Source organism: Pantoea sp. B65 (genome assembly GCF_047308185.1).
In the GTDB taxonomy this organism is placed as follows: Bacteria; Pseudomonadota; Gammaproteobacteria; order Enterobacterales; family Enterobacteriaceae; genus Erwinia.
In genome coordinates, this window is record NZ_JAHXPU010000039.1 from 273519 (window position 1) to 291153 (window position 17635).

The window sequence follows — 17635 nt, forward strand, 5'->3', positions numbered from 1 at the left end:
TTTGCCCGGCGCGTTATTCTTCTGCGGCGCTCTGCAGGCTATCGGCAAAATCCATCACCCGCGCTAACCCCCACGGCCATGCGCCAAAACCGGCTTCAGTATTGATATGTCCCGCTTCGCCGATATCGGTCAGGCTGCTTCCCCAGGCCGAAGCCCAGAAACTGGCGCGGGTAAATGGCAGCAGCGGATCGTTGCGGCTGGCAAACAACAGGCTGGGGCAGGGCAAGGTTTGCGGCAGAATACGATCGTCGACCAGAAAACGCAGTGGCTCTGCCGGCGCCACCAGTACCAGACCGGCAACCCGTTCAGGGTAACGGCGTGCCCAGCCAATTGCCGCCAGCGCGCCAAAGCTGTGGCCAATAAGCAGTGCGCGCGCATCCCCCGGCTGTAACTGGCGGCTAATCGCATCACACCAGCCATCAAGATCCGGCTGACTCCAGTCACGCTGCACAATGCGTTTCCAGTGCGGATTTTGCCGCTGCCATTCGCTTTGCCAGTGGCCGCTGTCGCTGTCGCGCAGGCCGGGAACCAGCAGAAAATCGATCTGCGCTGCGGCGCGGGCTGCGGGCGGTGCCGAATGCGACATCATGCCGGTAACGCGGCCAGCACCATGCTGACGGCCAGCAGATCGGCGCTGCCTCCCGGGCTCAGATTACGCGCAACCAGAGCGTCATTCATCGCGCTCAGATCGCTTATCTGCCAGTCATTAATCAGCAGCTGGCGCGCGGACTGCTGCACGTAACGCAGTCCCGACAGGCCGCCGCGTGCGACCAGATTGGTATCGGCATTCACCGCCATCAGCCGCAGCAGGGCGTTGAGCAACTGCCGTGTCGGATCCTGTTGCTGATGCCAGTAAGGCAAAACGTGACGACGGATAGTGGCAAAACCGCTCTCTGTTTCGCCGCGCGCCCCGGTCAGGCCGTAGCGCTGAAACAGACGTTCCCCGACGGTAGCCTGGCGGCGCGAGTGCTGCAACTCGCGCCGCACCATCCCGGCACAGAGCGCGGCCACTTCATCACACAAGCGCTTCCGGCTGAGCGGCAGCGACCTCTGAGTCAGCCGTCCGGCGGCAAAGCAGAGCAGGCCGAGGGAAAATATCCCACCTTTATGGGTATTGACGCCCGCGGTGGCGGTAAACATCGCCTGTTCGCAGGCCAGCCCCATTGGACGTAGCTGCGCCAGAGCCTGTCCGGCAGGCAGCGCGGCCGCCTGCTGCCCGGCACAGAAAAACTGCGCAAACCAGGGGGCAATCGCCGCAATGCTGGCGAGAAACAGTGGCAGATCCATATCGCGATGCGCGCCGTTGTTGTCGGCGTCAACCAGACCGGGTTTGGGCGTCAGCCATATTTCCTGCAACAGCGCCTGTTCAGCCAGCATGGCGATATTCGGCGGCGTCAGGGCATACGCCGGTTTAATCACGGGTAAACCAGGCATCGATAATCTCCTCCACTTTCTCCACCACCTGCTCAATCGGGTGCTGGCGCGAACGTGCGCAGGCGTGCGCCGGACCATCGCAAATCAGGCAGCGGCGGCCGGCTTCATCAAGGGAACGGCGACCAATCAGGCCGGACTGCGGACAGATGACGTCGATGTCCCACAGGCGGCCCAGCGGGTGTTCAGTCTCCAGGGCGACGGTGGCGGCTTTGATCTCCGGCGCGCCGTGTTCAATGCACCACAAGGCCTCAGGGCCGGTGGGCAGCCAGAGCACTTTACGTGCGAGTACTGGCCAGCGATGCTGCCAGAACAGCTGATCGCACGCCTGCAAGGCAATACCCATATTGCGACGATAGCGGCTGCTGTCTTTTACCGCGCCGGGCGTAACCAGTGTCATCGACACCAGCGGTTGTGCGTAATGGGTTAACCAGCTGGACTGCCGCTGCGCGCGCGCTTCTTTTGCCGCCAGCAGTTCAGTCAGGTTAACGCCCGCTTTAGCGGGCGTAATAGTTGGCATCAGGAGGCCTCCTGCACCTGGCGGACCACATCGATCACACTGCCGTCACGATAGCGGATCACCCCGACAATGCGCTGGGTAAAGGCGATAGGTTTTGGTTCGCCGGTAAGTGAGATGGCGCGCTGATACAGGCTGTCGATATCCGTTACTTTCAGTCCGGCCGCCAGCAGGCGCTGACGAATTTCCGGTCTGGCGGGATTTACGGCGATACCGTGATCGGTCACCAGCACATCAATACTTTCACCAGGGGTGACGCGGGTAGTGACGCGTTTTACCACTGTCGGTATGCGGCTGCGCAGCAGCGGCGCCACGACAATGGTCAGGTTGGCGGCACTGGCCACATCGCAATGGCCGCCGGAGGCGCCGCGCATGACGCCGTCGGATCCGGTAATCACATTGACGTTAAAGTCGACATCGATCTCCAGCGCACTGAGGATCACCACATCCAGCTGGTCGCAGCTGGTGGCTTTCGCCCCCGGGTTGGCATAGACATTGGTGGAGATCTCAACGTGTTTGGGATTGCGCGCCAGCGAAGCGGCAGCCTGACCGTCGAAACACTGCGTATCGAGCAGGGTTTCGATCAGGCCTTTCTCATGCAAATCGACCAGGCTACCGGTGATACCGCCAAGAGCAAAGCGGGCGACAATATGCTGACGCTCCATTTTCTCTTCCATAAAGCGGGTACAGGCGGTGGCGGAAGCACCGGAACCAGTCTGCATCGAGAAACCCTGGCGGAAATAACCAGAGTGTTCAATCACGTCGGCGGCACTGCGGGCGATCATCAGCTCGCGCGGATTGCTGGTGACGCGTGCGGCACCAACGCTAATTTTAGCCGGGTCGCCAACTTCATCAACCTTAACGATATAGTCGACGCGATCCTGTTCAATACTGGCGGGCATATTAGGGAAGGGCACCAGCGCTTCGGTCAGCAGTACCACATTTTTGGCAAACTGCGCATCAACCATCGCATAGCCCAGCGAGCCACAGCAGGATTTACCCTGGGTACCGTTAGCATTGCCAAACTCGTCGCTGCACGGAACGCCAAGAAACGCCACGTCAATCTTCAACTCACCATCCTGCAGCAGCTTAACGCGACCGCCATGGGAGTGGATTTGCACCGGCTCCTCCATCAGACCGTGGGAAATGGCGTCGGCCAGTTTGCCGCGCATGCCGGAGGTATAAATACGGGTGATCACCCCGGCTTTAATATGATCGATAAGTTCTTCGTTACAGGTCATCAGCGAGCTGGAGGCGAGGGTCAGATTTTTAAACCCCAGCCGCGCCAGGGTGGCGACGACGCTGTTGATGGTACGGTCACCTTCGCGAAAAGCGTGATGGAAGGAGATGGTCATGCCATCACGCAGACCGCAGCGGGCGATGGCATCTTCCAGGCTCTGACACAGCTTGCGTTGGTTTTTCCCCGCCGCATCGTCAAGCCATGGCGTGGTGCTATGGGCCTGGTCAAACGGGCGCAGATGGTGCAGATGGGGGTACTGCATATGTAGCATCTCAGTCAGGTTACTCATTGCTCGTTCCTGTTATAAATTCGCAGCATTAGCGGCGTACGCCGGAGGCAGACGCGCGTTCCAGTACCACCCGGGCATGGTTGATAATCGGGCCGTCGATCATTTTGCCGTTTAGCGAGATGACGCCCAGTCCATTGCGTTCACCCTCTTCAGCGGCGGCGATGACCCGGCGCGCGTAGTCGACCTCTTCCTGAGTGGGCGCGTAGGCGTTGTGCAGCAGCTCAATTTGCCGCGGATTAATCAGCGACTTGCCGTTAAAGCCCATTTTGCGTACCAGATCGACTTCGCGCAGGAAGCCGGCTTCGTCATTGATATCGGACCAGACCACGTCGAAGGCGTCGATGCCTGCCGCGCGCGCCGCGTGCAGTACTGCACAGCGGGCATAAAACAGCTCGGTGCCGTCGCCGCGCTCGGTTTGCATATCCATCACATAGTCAAAAGCAGCGAGGGCAATACCAATCAGACGCGGGGAACAGCGGGCGATCGCCACCGCATTGATCACGCCAATCGCCGATTCGATAGCCGCCATCACCTGGGTCGATCCCGGGGTGCGGCCACAGGCTTTCTCAATGCGCTCAATATGGGCTTCGAGTTCGTAGATATCTTCGGGAGTGTCGGTTTTCGGCAGGCGGATCACATCAACGCCGGCGCGCACCGCGGCTTCCAGATCTTTCAGGCCAAAGGGGGTATTCAGCGGGTTAATACGTACCACGGTTTCGATATCGCGATACATCGGATGCTGCAGTGCATGGAATACCAGAATACGCGCGCTGTCTTTTTCACGCAGCGAAACCGCGTCCTCCAGATCGAACATAATGGAGTCCGGTCGGTAGATAAACGCAGTCGACAACATGGCGGCATTGGCGCCGGGAAGAAATAGCATACTGCGACGGAGTTTTTTCATTGTAGTTTTTCCCAGTTGATCTCATCGATGCCCGCAGCGCGTAGTACGGCGCTTTGCACGCGTGCGCGGATAACGCAGTCCAGCGCGCCTTTATCTTCGATAAGAAAAAGTCCTTCGCGAATATCCAGTGCGGCCAGCGTCTGGTTAACGACAAGGCGTATTTGCTCGCCAAACTGTTTCATCACCTCGCTGTTGATGACGACGTTGAATTCGCCTTCAGCGGGAGCGATTTTCACCAGCAGATCGCTGGATTCCACCGTACCCGCGAGTGCCTCCTGAATGATTTTCATAATTACTGTCCTGATTAATAAAAATAGGGTTATGCCACTGCGGTGCAGTAGTGCTGCTGCAGATGGGCCAGCGTGGTCTCCGGCACAATTTCCGCAATGCGCATCCACTGCCGGGTTTTGAGCAATGCACGGACCTCTGAAGCAGAGATGGCGCGGCCGGAGGGATGGCGTTTGCGTGGGGTTTCCACTACGGTTACCGGCGCGAAGGGCGAGTGACGACCATCTTCCAGCCAGTGCCGCATATCGAGATTGTATTGATGGGTCACCGGGCAGAAGGGCTCAGTGCCGACAAAGCGGTGAGTGATGCCGAGGGCCGGGGCAATATGGTTGCGGAAAATCAGCAGATCCATCGCGCTCCAGGTCTGATTAACCAGCCCGGCGTCTTTTAAAAAATAGCCCGGAAAGGTGGCGCGGGAGATCAGGTATTCCGATCCGGCATGCACCGTAACGTTGGGCAGATCGGCCACGCCCTGTTGCACCATTTCCAGTCTGGCGCGAAACGGGAAAAAAGAGACATCTTCACGCACCACAAACAGATGCAGCCAGTCGCAGGCGGCGGCTGCCTGTTCGGCGAGATAGCGATGCCCGAGGGTAAACGGGTTGGCATTCATTACCACTGCGCCGATACGCGGACCACTGTGCGCCAGCGCTGTCAGCTGCTGACAATAGCGCTGAATGCCCACCGGTGAGTTCTCCATCAGGACCGCCACATTGTCCCACTGTACCAGCGGGTAAAATCCGCAGCCGCGAAAGCGCTGCAGATTGGCGGGGCGGGTATAGAGAAATAGATGAAAATGGCCGTTGCGCACCGCCAGATTTTCCACTTCGCTCAGCAGGCGCGCGCTGAGGTTATCGCCGCGCATATCCGCCCGCACGGCAACGCACTTAATGATGTTACTCACCAGCCCGGCACAGCCCACCAGTTGTTGCCCGCGGTGCGCCACCACAAACAGTTCAATATCGTCATCCATTCCCAGCTGGCTTTGCTCCAGCAGTGTCCGAACCTCTTCCAGCGCCGCAGGCTGCCGGATGACGTCAATAACACTAAAGTCGATGGAATCGTGATTAAACATAGTTCTGCCCTGCTGCTGGTGAGTAAAAGCCGGGCACGGTGCGCCCGGAAAAAGTCATGCGTTGCCGCTGGCTTATGCCAGTGCGTTCTGCGGTCGTGCGGCCGCCACAATCACATTGCTGAGATGACCGATTTTGTCGATTTCGACTTCAATATGATCGCCGGGGTGCATAAACAGCGGCGGTGTGCGTTTTTTGCCCACTCCCCCCGGTGAGCCGGTGATAATCACATCGCCCGCGCTCAGATGGGTGAAGGTGCTGATGTACTCAATCAGTTCGGCCACGTCGTGGATCATGCTGCTGGTATTGTCCTGCTGCACCATGACGCCGTTAAGCCAGGTGCGAATGCCGAGGCTTTGCGGATCGGGGATTTCGTCACTGGTGGTCATCCACGGGCCAAAAGCACCGGTGCTCGGCCAGTTTTTACCGGCGGTAAACCAGCTGTGCTGCCAGTCGCGGGCTGAGCCGTCCATATAACAGCTGTAACCGGCAACGTGCGACAGCGCCGTGGCGCGCGGGATATTTTCACCGCCACGACCAATAATCACCGCCAGCTCGCCTTCGTAATCAAACTCCTTCGAGCAGTGCGGTTTCACCACCGGCGCCGCATGGCCAGTCTGGGAATCGGCAAAACGGACAAACAGCGTCGGCGCCGGATTATGCTGATCGAACTCTTTGCGTTTTTCGGCATAGTTCATCCCGACGCAGAGGATTTTTCCCGGCTGTTCAATCACCGGCAGAAAGGTGACATCGTCAAATGGCAGATCGGCGGGCAGCTGCGCCAGCTCACTGGCCAGCGCTAAACCGTTGTTGGCCAGCAGCGCTTTCAGATCCGGAAACAGATGACCAAGGTGCGCACGTAAATCGATCATGCCTTCCGGCGTCGGGATGCCGTAGCTGCGGATGCCCTGGTGAAGATAGCTTGCAAGTTTCATAACCGGTCCTTGATGGGTTAAGGATTAAATAAGGAAGTTGCCGAGCACCAGCAGCGCCAGCGAGACGTTAATCGCGCCGCCGATACGGGTGGCAATCTGGGCAAATGGCATCAGTACCATACGATTACCGGCCGTCAGGATGGCGACGTCGCCGGTACCGCCCTGGCCGCTCTGGCAGCAGGAGACAATCGCGACATCAATCGGGTGCATACCGATTTTTTTACCGACAAAGAAGCCGGTGGCCACCAGCGCCATAACGGTGCTGACAATGACCAGCAGATTGGACAGGGTGAAGGCGTTGACCAGCTCCTGCCATGGCGTGATGGCAACGCCAACCGCAAACAGAATCGGATAGGTCACTGAGGTCTGGAAGAATTTATAAACCACCTGCGAGCCTTCCAGCATACGTGGCGATACGCCGTGGCACAGTTTGATCAGCACCGCGACAAATAACATCCCGACGGGAGCCGGCAGGCCAATAATGCTATGTCCTAACATGCCGACCATATACAGCAGCACCGCCAGCAGTGCGCCGGAAGCGATGGTAGTGACATCGGCTTTACCGCTAAATACGTTACTCAGTGGTGTGCTGCTTTTGCGTTCTTTTGCGCTGGCAGGCATCAGTTCGCCTTCACCGGTCAGGTGCGGATAGCGTTTGCCCAACTGGTTAAGACAGCCGGAGATCACGATGGCGGTCAGACTACCCAGCATCACGATCGGCAGAATACGACCCAGCGCTACCCCCTGATCCATATGCAGTAATGCGGCATAGCCAATGGACAGTGGGATTGCACCTTCACCGACGCCGCCGGCCATAATCGGCAGGATCAGGAAGAAGAAGATCTGGAACGGTTCCATACCCAGCGCCAGGCCAACGCCCATACCGACCAGCATACCGACCACTTCCCCGCACAGCATCGGGAAGAAAATACGCAGGAAGCCCTGAATCAGCGTGGTGCGATTCATACTCATAATGCTGCCGACGATAATGCAGCAGATATACAGATAGAGAATGTTGGTGGTTTTGAAAAATTTGGTAGTGGATTCGATCACCACATCCGGCAGTAAGCCGTAATAGACCAGAGCCGAAGGAATAAAGGTGGCGCAAATCGCCGCCGCACCCATTTTGCCGACTATGGGCAGACGTTTACCAAACTCGCCACAGGCAAAGCCGAAGAATGCCAGGGTGGCGACCATCACCACGATATCGCTCGGCAGTTTGCCGCCGAGGCAGTCAATGGCAATCAGTGCTCCCGCCAGCACAAACAGCGGTACGGGAATAATACCAACCTTCCAGGTGTCGAGAATATGCCACCACTTTTCTTTTACGCTGGTCTGCTTTAGCGTCAGTGGATCTTGTGGTACAGAGAAAGAATCATCAGTCGTGCTCATACTAAAAGCCCCCTTTGTCATTATGTCGGCACAGACTAATTGTTCAGGCCTCCGGGGGATGTGAAGCGTCGCAAATTAAAAACAGTGTTTTAAAGGTTTCTATGGTTTTTAAGGTTTTTATTATTCGCCAATAATAACTCCGTGGAGTTTATGGTTTTTATTCTGGTTGTTAGTCATAGCGCGTTGGATATTATTATTTATTTTTTCTTTTGTTAATTGTTAATTATCTGTGAGTAGGGTGTTGCCGGTTATTTTATTGCTTTATAACGCAGAATTTCGCTGCTAACCGCCACTATTTCGCTGTGGGGAAGATCACAACTTTTCGCTAAAGCCGCAGTCAGAGCGGGGCTTGCGTGCTAGTGTTACAGGCTGTTTTTCAGCGGTCAGCCTTCACATGCGCATAAAAATGTCTTTCCAGATAAAACTCTTCCTCTATCTGACAGTGTTTTTCCTGCTGCTGTTCTCCCTGCTGGGTTTCTATTATTACCTGGATGTCGACCGTCAGCTTTATGAGGAGATGGGCACACGGGCGAGAATACAGGCAGAAGAGATTGCGGTGATCCCCAATCTGCGTCAGGAAATTAAAGCGCATAATATTCCGGCAATCACCCAGCTGATGAATAATATTAATCGTCACAGCGATGCCAGTTTTATTGTTATTGGCGATCGTAATGCGCGGCATCTTTATCATTCACGCTACAGTGAACGCGTGGGTAAAGAGCTGGTCGGCGGCGATAACAGTGAAGTGCTACTGGGGAAAAGTACCACCACGGTGCGTCTGGGGGGAATAGGCATTTCGCTGCGCAGTAAAGCGCCGGTGCTGGATGATGACGGCGCCGTCATCGGTATTGTTTCGGTCGGCTATCTGACCAGCCATATTGATAATGTCACCAGCGGTAAAGTGATCAATATTCTGCTGACCATCATCGTGGTGCTGATCGCACTGTTTATTCTCTGCTGGTTCTTTTCCCGTGGTATTAAAAAGCAGATGTTTTCTCTGGAACCACGTGAGATTGGCCTGCTGGTTCGTCAGCAGAAAGCGCTGATGGAATCGATCTATGAAGGGGTTATCGCGGTAGACGATCAGCTACGCATTGCGGTGATTAACCAGGCGGCGAAATCGCTACTGGGGATCACCGCGCCATCGGCGACCCTGCGCGGTCAGCCGCTGGCAGAGGTTATCAGACCGGTACCCTTTTTCGACCCGGCGCTGATGCTGTCGGCGGATACTCACGATGAGATCTGCCTGTTTAACCAGCTGACGGTGATTGCCAGCCGGGTGCGCATTCTTCTGGAGGATGAACTACAGGGTTGGGTGATCAGTTTTCGCGATCGTAACGAGATTGATCGGCTGAGTATTCAGCTTAGCCAGGTGCAGCGCTATGCCGACAACTTGCGCATTATGCGCCATGAGCAACTTAACTGGACCGCCACTCTGGCGGGCCTGTTACATATGGGGCGTTACAGCGAGGCGATTCGCTATATTGAAGTTCAGGCGGAAAGCGCGCAGGAGGTGCTGGATTTTGTCTCTGCACGCTTCTGCTCGCCGATGCTGTGTGGCCTGCTGTTGGGTAAATATGCCCGCGCTCAGGAAAAGGGCGTGGTACTGGCGTTTGATCCGGCCTGCCGGATCGGCCGGCTGCCGCAGCGATTAACAGAAACCGAGCTGATGTCGATTATTGGTAATCTGCTGGATAACGCCATTGAGGCGACGCTGCTGAGTGAGCCGCCATGGGCAGAGATTGCGGTGTATATCAGCGGCGGCGAACGCGAACTGGTGATTGAAGTGGCGGATCAGGGTTGCGGTATCGCCCCGGGGTTGCGCGATCATCTGTTTTCTTTTGGCGCCACCTCGAAACAGCATGGCGATCATGGGCTGGGTCTGCATCTGGTGGCCAACTATGTCGGGAAGGCGGGGGGCAACATCGAAGTCGCGGAGAATCTGCCGCGCGGCACCATTTTTTCACTGTTTATTCCTGATAATGAACCGGATTCTGGTTCTGTTATCACTCACCGGGAAGATAATATTTATGCAACCTGAAATAATAGATGTGCTGATTGTGGAGGATGAGAGCCAGCTGGCACAGCTGCATGCCGATCTGGTTGAGAATCATCCATGGCTGCGGCTAAGCGGCATTGCCTCTTCACTGAGTGAAGCACGCAGGATGCTGGAAGAAAAACGTCCGCAGCTGGTACTGTTAGATAACTATTTGCCGGATGGTCAGGGTATCACCCTGATCGAGAGCGAATTGCTGAAATCCCTCAAGTGTTCGGTGATCTTTATCACCGCCGCCAGCGATATGCATACCTGCAGCCAGGCGATTCGTTGCGGCGCTTTCGACTATATTCTGAAACCGGTCTCCTGGCGGCGACTGCAGCACTCGCTGGCGCGCTTCGTTGAGTTTAACAAGACGCAGCGTACCTGGAAGGTGGTGGATCAGCAAAACGTTGATAATCTCTATAAACTGCAGGCGGCGGGGATTGGCCAGGATGCCGGCAGCAAAGGCATTGAGCACAAAACCCTGCAGCGTATTGAGCAGTTTTTCTCGGTTAATGAGGAGCGCTGTTATTCTATTGATGACGTGGTAGCGGAAACCGGTCTGAGTAAGACTACCACCCGGCGCTATCTGGAGCACTGTGTCGATAAAGGCATCCTTAGCGTTGAGATGCAGTATGGCAAAGTGGGGCATCCGCGCCGTCTGTATCGTCGTGGCGACAATGCGGTGCCAGCCGGAGATCTGCCGGTCAGCTGAGGTAACGGGTTTTTTCCCGGCGGAAACCCAGTCCGATAATCCAGCCAAACACATAGGGCAAAAAAGCAGTCGTCTGATAAGTTTCACCAGCGGGCTGCCTTTATCACGCTTGCGTTTTTTATTGCTCATTTTTATTTGCAGAAATTGCGTGGCGCGGGTGCAGACCATAATGGCTCCCCTGCATCAGAGTTCAGGTATTCTTCTGCACGGGCGGCATTTATGCCGCCCATCCGGTTATCAGAAACGGTAACTCATCCCCACCTGCCAGCTGCGGTCGCGGCCAATCCAGCAGTAGCTGCTGCTGTAACAGGTATAGGTGAACTTGTTGGTCAGGTTCTGCGCACCGGCTTTCAGGGTTAACCCTTTCAGACTGGAACTGACCACGCCCATATCGTAGGCAACAGCGACATCGTACTGAGTATTACCGCCGATAGCCGGTACTGAATTATCCGGAGTGATCGCGGTTTTACCCTGATAACGCATACCCGCGCCCATCATTAAGCCGTTCAGCATACCGTCGTTAAAGGTGTAGTCAGCCCACAGGTTGAGGGTATTCTCCGGCACCTGGGTGGCGCGCTGCCCCTGGTAGAGATCATCCTGAGTGTTAATCGCATGGGTATAAGCATAACTTGCCACCAGGTTCAGATTATCCAGTGGACGACTGACGGCGGTCAGTTCCGCGCCTTTGGATTCCACTTCACCCGTCTGACGGTAATTCAGCAGTCCGGCGCTGGTATAGGTGTAATCGGTGGTCAGCACATTTTTCTGGGTGATGTGAAATACCGATGCCGTCAGGGTGGTGGCGTAGTTCGCCAGCAGATATTTTACCCCGCCTTCCAGCTGTTTGCTGGTGGTCGGTTTCGCCTGATCGGCGGTCAGCGTCCCCTGTGGTGATACCGGCAGGAAACCTTCTGAATAGCTAATATAAGGCGCGATACCGTTGCTGAACTGATACAGCGCTCCCAGACGTTTGGTGACCCGCTGCTGATCGACCGCGCTTTTACTGTCGCCATCCAGCTGATTAGTGGTGGTGGAACGATAATCGTCATAACGCAGGCTGGCCACCAGGTTCAGACCGCCAAACTCCACCTGATCCTGCAGGTAATAACCGGCCTGATTAAAACTCAGCCGCTGTTTGGTGGCGGTATACATGGCGAGGTTATCGCTAGTCACCTGATCGTAATTCGGATTGAGCATATCAATGCCCGGGTAGACGGTGCCGTAGTCATATTTAAAGTTGGCATTCAGGTGCTGATAGTCAAACCCGACCAACAAATGGTGCTGCCAGTCGCCCAGCTCGACGGTTTTTTTCACCTGGTTATCAATATTGAAGCTATTCAGATCTTCATCGGTGGTGTAGCCGAAGCGTGAGAGTTCAGTATTGCTGCCGCTGGTGCCCGTGGAGTAAATACTGCGCTGGTAACTATCGACAGCCGCATAGCGCGCTTTCTGCACGATGCCCCAGCCACTATCAAACTGATGTTCGAAGCTGTAACCCAGCATGGTTTGGCGCTGTTTAAAACCATTCCAGCGGTCACCGGCATAATCGCGGCTGGAGGCATAACCACTGCGCAGGTACGCCAGCGGGAACGGGTTGGATGGCGTCAGGCTTGGCTGGTTCTGATAGATCGCATCAAGGGTCAGGCGCGTCTGGGTGGAAGGCTGCCAGCTGACCGATGGGGCGATCAGATAGCTTTCATGTTTGGTGGTCTGCGGCTGATCGTCACCTGCGCTGGCCTTACCGATAAAGCGGTAGTTCCAGTCACTGTCGGCAATCTGCCCGGTAGAATCGAGATAGCCTTCGCGCAGACTGCGGTTGCCGGTATTAAAACCCATTTCAGTGCTCTGCTGTTTCTGTGGCGTTTTACCCTGAATATTCACCAGCCCGCCCGGTGAAGCATTACCGTATAACACCGAAGAGGGGCCTTTCAGGATATCCACCTGCTCAATCAGAATCGGGTCAATACTGGCTTTGGTATTGCCGCTGACGTTATACGGCAGCTGCAGGCCGTTGTAATACTCATGTTCAGCACTGAAGCCGCGGATCTTATATTCGCTCATATACGTGGTCGAGCCGCGCATCTCAGTGGCAACACCGGCGTCATAACGCAGAATTTCATTCAGGTTGTTAGCGTGACGTTTCTCGATTTCCTGTTTGCTAATGGTATCGATAGTCTGCGCCGTACGGCTTTCCGGCACCGCAGACTTGGTGGCGCTGTTGGTGTAAGGCGCGACGCTATTCGTGCCGCCATCGCTACCGTCAGCGCCATTTGCCGAAACCACCATGGTATTTTCGGTTTTCTGTTCAGTTGCCGCCTGGGCCTGAGCAGAGAGGGCGATGGCAATGCTCATCGCCAGAAGAGAAAAATGTTGATAACCGTGCGTTGCCATAAGAGAGTTCTCACTGTTTTTTTTATCAGATGCCTGACGGCTATTATTGACGTTCAGGGGACGCGGACTGCTATGCACAATGACGGGTTATGTATGAGAGATGACAAAATCGAGGTGGTCCGACGCGGTAAGCGCCGGAACGCGGTCTAAGCTGAATGCAGCGCGCTGGGCGCCACGCCGTAACGGCGACGAAATGCGGTGGCAAAATTGGTGGCATGCTGATAGCCGGACATCCATGCAGCCTGCTGAACACTATGCCCTTCCTGCAGATACCGCCGCGCCAGCGCCAGACGGCAATCGCGCAGATAATTAAATACCGAGTCGCCATACGCCTGACGGAACTTGCTGCGCAGGCTACTGGGGCTCATGGCGGCGACCCGTGCCAGCGCATCCAGCGTATGGGGTTGTTCCGGCGTGGCCGACAACAACTGACGCACCTGTTCCAGCCGGCTGCGTTCACCTGGCGGCAGGATAATCATGCTGCTTTTCGGGCAGATGGCGACCGGTAATGATGGGGCAAGCAGCTGCTGGGCGAGAAGTTGTAGCAATAGCCCTTCCAGCATCAGCTGGCGTGCCACCGGATTAGAGCAGGGCTGCAAAATACCGCGCAACCCGGTTAACAGATACTCTGGTATCTGCCATGCCGCTGATGCGGGATGCTTTTGTTGCCATGCCGCCAGCAGCGTGGCGATTTCTGAACGTGGGGCAAAACGGTCCGGGTGAATACCCAGTGAGATAGTCACCAGATGCTGATGCTGCTGATGGCTGGCGCTGAGCACCCGCTGCTCGCCAATGCAGGTTGCCAGCGCCATACCTGGCTGCAAGGATTGCGGTTCGCCATTCAGCCAGAGGCGGACGCAGCCTTCGACCACCACCAGAATATAGAGCGGAGAACTGCCGACCGAGGTGGTTTCATAGGGTTCAACAATGCTCAGATCCGAACAGGTGACGCTAATGCCGGAAGGCAGCAGGATCTCATCCACATGACCCTGTACCACCGTATGGTGCGCCGGGTGCGCCACGGAAGTCCTCAACGAGGGGAAGTGGTAATCAATGCCGTGACGTTCACCATAGTCCAGAAAGTTAGCAACCGAGAACTGTCGTTCCTGTCGCGCGGGGTGCTGTATATTCATGATTATCCGGTTGAAACTTCGGCTGGCAGGTGATCACCACCCACGCTGGATGCTACGTATCTTATCACTGCCAATAATAATGGTAAAATAAATGATACGTATTCTCATCAGGGCACTGCAGGTAGTCGCGCCAGTGCGCAGGAAAGGCTTAACCATCAATAATCGAATAATGGCATGCTGAGTTAACTATTCTGAATGTTGAGGCAAATGCCGTATGAAGAAGATTGGATTTCTGTCGTTTGGTCACTGGACCCCTTCACCGCAGTCGGGAACCCGTTCAGCGGCAGATGCGCTGTCGCAATCCATTGATCTTGCCGTGGCGGCAGAAGAACTGGGCGCCGACGGGGCCTATTTCCGCGTGCATCACTTTGCCCGTCAACTGGCTTCCCCTTTCCCTCTGCTGGCCGCTATCGGCGCGCGCACCCACAGTATTGAGATCGGTACCGGTGTGATTGATATGCGCTATGAAAATCCGCTGTATATGGCGGAGAGCGCCGGTGCCGCTGACCTGATCGCCGGCGGACGTTTGCAGCTCGGCATCAGTCGTGGTTCTCCTGAACAGGTGATCGATGGCTGGCGTTATTTTGGCTATCAGCCCGCCGAGGGGGAGAGCGATGCCGATATGGGCAGGCGCCATACTGAGGCGCTGCTTGAAGTGTTGCGTGGTGAAGGCTTCGCCAAACCGAATCCGCAGCCGATGTTTGCCAACCCGCCCGGCATGCTGCGCCCTGAGCCCTTTTCGGCGGGTCTGCGTGAGCGTATCTGGTGGGGCGCAGGCTCGAATGCCACGGCGGTATGGGCGGCCAAATTGGGGATGAACCTGCAAAGTTCGACGCTAAAAGACGACGAAACCGGCGAGCCTTTCCATATTCAGCAGGCGCAGCAGATCCGCGCTTATCGCACGGCATGGGCAGAGGCTGGCCATACCCGTATACCGCGAGTGTCGGTTAGTCGCAGTATTTTCGCGCTGATGGACGATCGCGATCGGGCGTGGTTCGGCGGCAGTGGTCAGGATGGCGATAAGATCGGTTTTCTTGATGAGAAGACCCGGGCGATCTTTGGCCGTAGTTACGCCGCTGAGCCGGAACAGTTGATTAAACAGCTACAGCAGGATGAGGCGATTGCCGAGGCCGATACCTTACTGCTGACGGTACCCAATCAGCTGGGGGTTGACTATAACGTCCATGTTATTGAAGCGATCCTGAAGCACGTAGCGCCAGCGCTCGGCTGGCGCTAGGGTTTCAATCGCGGTACGCACTCGCCCGGGGTCGTTCTGGTTCGAGCCCGGCGGGTTGCTACTCATCTTCTTAACGATTATTCTTTGTTCTTTCGGCTCTTTTATGTGTTGTTTCGAGAGTAAACAAGGAAAATTTAATGTTCCGTACAATCACAATACGCAACTTTAAATCGTTAGTTGACGTCTCGATCAATCTGGAACAGTTCAATTGCTTCGTTGGCATGAATGGCGCGGGTAAAAGCACCCTGTTGCAGGCTATTGATTTTATCTCGCAGCAGATGAAAGGGGGGTTGTACCTCTGGCTGGAAGATCGTGGCTGGGAATCCCGCGATCTTTACTCGCGTACCGGTAGTAGCAAAGCGTTATCCCATCCCTTGTTTCTGGAAGTTACTTATCAACTCGGCGAAGGCACGCTGGTCTGGCATGGTTCTTTCAATCGAAATTTTATGCGCATGACACGTGAAAGCATTTATGTCGATAACAAGATGTTCCTTGAAGTGCAGGATGGTAAATATCGCACGCTGGATAAACCTTATGAATCCATTCCATTTGAATACAGTGGTTCAATCTTATCGGTATTGAAAGAGACCATTTTCCCTGCGGCAATTATCCCGTTCCGGGATGCACTGCGAAATATCAAATCCCTTGAGTTGCTTTCCCCGCATCTGCTGCGCAAGCGGTCGCGATCTGATTTTGAGCCTTCCGGCGTTGGGATTGGTGGCGAAAAACTTTCTGGTTACCTGGATACGCTAACCAGCGACAGCAAAAGTCAGCTATTGGTTATCTTGCAAAAATTTTATCCACGAATAGAAAGTTTCCGTATTTCCACCACTAAAGGTGGCTGGAAGCGTCTGATTGTTGAAGAGCGCTTTCTTGATGAAAATGGCGCCCCCACTTTTTGCGAGACTGATGCCGGTCAACTGAATGATGGACTGCTACGCATTCTGGCTGTGCTGGCGCAGGTGGAATCGCAGAAGGGTTCTTTGCTACTGCTTGATGAAATTGAAAATGGCGTCAATCCACAAGTCATTGAACTGCTGGTCGATACGCTGGTGGAGGCAAAATCACAGGTTATTGTCACCACCCATAGCCCAATGATCCTTAATTATCTGGATGATGATATCGCCCGTAAGGGCGTCCAGTATGTTTATAAATCCCCGCAAGCTCAGACCCGTGTTCGACGGTTTTTTGATATACCACGCATTGATGAAAAATTGACTGTGATGGGGCCAGGAGAAGCATTTATTGATACTGACCTACAACAGCTGACTCTGGAAAATATTGAACTGGATAAGCAACCACCAGCCTCTGACAAGGATTGAGAATGATAGTGGTATTAAGTGGAGAAGGACCCTCCGATTTGGGTAGTTGCGACAATGAGCAAGGCTGGTGCCGGCAGCCTGAGTTCCGGCAAGGTCCGATGATCTGTTTTGTGGACAAGGAAGTTGAGCAGTCAATCGGTTATTCCCTGCTGGATATTACGCCCGAACGCTATATCTTCGTCAGCAAACAAGAGTTAGTTCGCGCGATACAACATTTGCGTGAAAACAGAAAAGCATGTCGCTGACCGGTAAAAATCGACCGGGTGTGGAAACGGGACTTTTCTATCGTAATGCCCTGATGTTGGGGAAAAAGACAAAACAGCTGGCTGAGGAGTTTGACGATAGGGTAATAGCAGTACTGTTTCGCGATTGCGACGGCACCCGGTCAGAGCCTGCAAGATTATGGCAGGATAAAGTGAATTCCATTCGTCAGGGTTTTCGCGATGCCGGCTTAGGCAGATGCGGTGTCGCAATGGTGCCAAAACCAAAGTCAGAGGCCTGGATGCTCTGCGTGCTGCGTGATAATTATCAGCAGTGCGCCAGGCTGGAAAACTTATCTGGTAATGATGACTCCCCTGATTCAGCCAAAGCTCAGTTAAAGGCGGCGCTGTAGGGTGAGGAGTCAACGGTTGCGCAAGTACGGCATCTGGAGGACGCCGGAGTCGATAGCGCACAACTGGCGCAGCAGATGCCCAGTTATGCTGAATTTCATCATGATATGGCTGTTGCA

Annotated in this window: 17 protein-coding genes; 6 read left to right on the forward strand and 11 right to left on the reverse strand. The window is 55.1% G+C overall.

The features are described from left to right. Positions 1-13: 13 nt before the first annotated feature. The 9 genes from JWF83_RS19510 to JWF83_RS19550 all read right to left on the reverse strand — a co-directional run bounded on the left by JWF83_RS19510 (position 14) and on the right by JWF83_RS19550 (position 8069). Positions 14-589, reverse strand: a complete 576-nt coding sequence (locus tag JWF83_RS19510; protein ID WP_413652068.1) for an RBBP9/YdeN family alpha/beta hydrolase — start codon at positions 587-589, stop codon at positions 14-16. Beyond that, positions 586-1434 carry a triphosphoribosyl-dephospho-CoA synthase CitG gene (gene citG / locus JWF83_RS19515; RefSeq protein WP_413652069.1) on the reverse strand — a complete coding sequence of 283 codons (849 nt, stop codon included), beginning with the start codon at positions 1432-1434 and terminating at the stop codon, positions 586-588. Before citG ends, JWF83_RS19510 begins: the two co-directional genes overlap by 4 nt. Then, entirely contained in the window at positions 1412-1951 is a 540-nt protein-coding gene (citX, locus tag JWF83_RS19520; protein ID WP_413652070.1) for a citrate lyase holo-[acyl-carrier protein] synthase, read from the reverse strand. The genes citG and citX overlap by 23 nt, the downstream gene beginning before the upstream one ends. Further along, positions 1951-3477 carry a citrate lyase subunit alpha gene (gene citF, locus JWF83_RS19525; RefSeq protein ID WP_413652071.1) on the reverse strand — a complete coding sequence of 509 codons (1527 nt, stop codon included), beginning with the start codon at positions 3475-3477 and terminating at the stop codon, positions 1951-1953. The genes citX and citF overlap by 1 nt, the downstream gene beginning before the upstream one ends. A gap of 28 nt (positions 3478-3505) precedes the next feature. Continuing rightward, positions 3506-4381 (reverse strand): citrate (pro-3S)-lyase subunit beta, encoded by an 876-nt coding sequence (gene citE, locus JWF83_RS19530; RefSeq protein WP_413652072.1) that lies wholly within the window; start codon positions 4379-4381, stop codon positions 3506-3508. Beyond that, on the reverse strand, positions 4378-4671 hold the full coding sequence (citD, locus tag JWF83_RS19535) for a citrate lyase acyl carrier protein (protein WP_413652073.1): 294 nt from the start codon (positions 4669-4671) through the stop codon (positions 4378-4380). Before citD ends, citE begins: the two co-directional genes overlap by 4 nt. Before the next feature lie 29 nt (positions 4672-4700). Beyond that, entirely contained in the window at positions 4701-5744 is a 1044-nt protein-coding gene (citC, locus tag JWF83_RS19540) for a [citrate (pro-3S)-lyase] ligase (RefSeq protein WP_413652074.1), read from the reverse strand. A 72-nt stretch (positions 5745-5816) separates the two neighbouring features. Further along, positions 5817-6677, reverse strand: coding sequence for a fumarylacetoacetate hydrolase family protein (locus JWF83_RS19545; protein ID WP_413652075.1), 861 nt, complete (start codon positions 6675-6677; stop codon positions 5817-5819). A gap of 24 nt (positions 6678-6701) precedes the next feature. Beyond that, positions 6702-8069, reverse strand: coding sequence for a 2-hydroxycarboxylate transporter family protein (locus tag JWF83_RS19550; protein ID WP_413652076.1), 1368 nt, complete (start codon positions 8067-8069; stop codon positions 6702-6704). Between the two features lie 394 nt (positions 8070-8463). Here JWF83_RS19550 and JWF83_RS19555 point away from each other — a divergent pair, with 394 nt between their 5' ends. Together JWF83_RS19555 and JWF83_RS19560 are read left to right on the forward strand one after the other, a co-directional pair. Then, positions 8464-10110, forward strand: a complete 1647-nt coding sequence (locus JWF83_RS19555; protein ID WP_413652077.1) for an ATP-binding protein — start codon at positions 8464-8466, stop codon at positions 10108-10110. Continuing rightward, entirely contained in the window at positions 10100-10822 is a 723-nt protein-coding gene (locus tag JWF83_RS19560; protein WP_413652078.1) for a response regulator, read from the forward strand. The genes JWF83_RS19555 and JWF83_RS19560 overlap by 11 nt, the downstream gene beginning before the upstream one ends. Before the next feature lie 237 nt (positions 10823-11059). Here the strand turns inward: JWF83_RS19560 and JWF83_RS19565 are convergent, their stop codons facing one another. Together JWF83_RS19565 and JWF83_RS19570 are read right to left on the reverse strand one after the other, a co-directional pair. Then, a complete protein-coding gene (locus tag JWF83_RS19565) occupies positions 11060-13213 on the reverse strand; it encodes a TonB-dependent siderophore receptor (RefSeq protein WP_413652079.1) in 2154 nt (717 codons plus the stop codon). A gap of 146 nt (positions 13214-13359) precedes the next feature. Then, a complete protein-coding gene (locus JWF83_RS19570; RefSeq protein WP_413652080.1) occupies positions 13360-14346 on the reverse strand; it encodes a helix-turn-helix domain-containing protein in 987 nt (328 codons plus the stop codon). Between the two features lie 214 nt (positions 14347-14560). Between JWF83_RS19570 and JWF83_RS19575 the strand changes: the two genes are divergently transcribed. The 4 genes from JWF83_RS19575 (at position 14561) to JWF83_RS19590 (ending at position 17518) form a co-directional block, all read left to right on the forward strand. Next, on the forward strand, positions 14561-15583 hold the full coding sequence (locus JWF83_RS19575; RefSeq protein WP_413652081.1) for an LLM class flavin-dependent oxidoreductase: 1023 nt from the start codon (positions 14561-14563) through the stop codon (positions 15581-15583). Positions 15584-15720: 137 nt separating this feature from the next. Beyond that, complete coding sequence (locus JWF83_RS19580) at positions 15721-16905, forward strand: AAA family ATPase (protein ID WP_413652082.1); 1185 nt, start codon at positions 15721-15723, stop codon at positions 16903-16905. 2 nt (positions 16906-16907) lie between these two features. Continuing rightward, entirely contained in the window at positions 16908-17150 is a 243-nt protein-coding gene (locus tag JWF83_RS19585) for a hypothetical protein (protein ID WP_413652083.1), read from the forward strand. Next, complete coding sequence (locus JWF83_RS19590) at positions 17141-17518, forward strand: hypothetical protein (RefSeq protein WP_413652084.1); 378 nt, start codon at positions 17141-17143, stop codon at positions 17516-17518. The genes JWF83_RS19585 and JWF83_RS19590 overlap by 10 nt, the downstream gene beginning before the upstream one ends. Positions 17519-17635 lie beyond the last annotated feature (117 nt).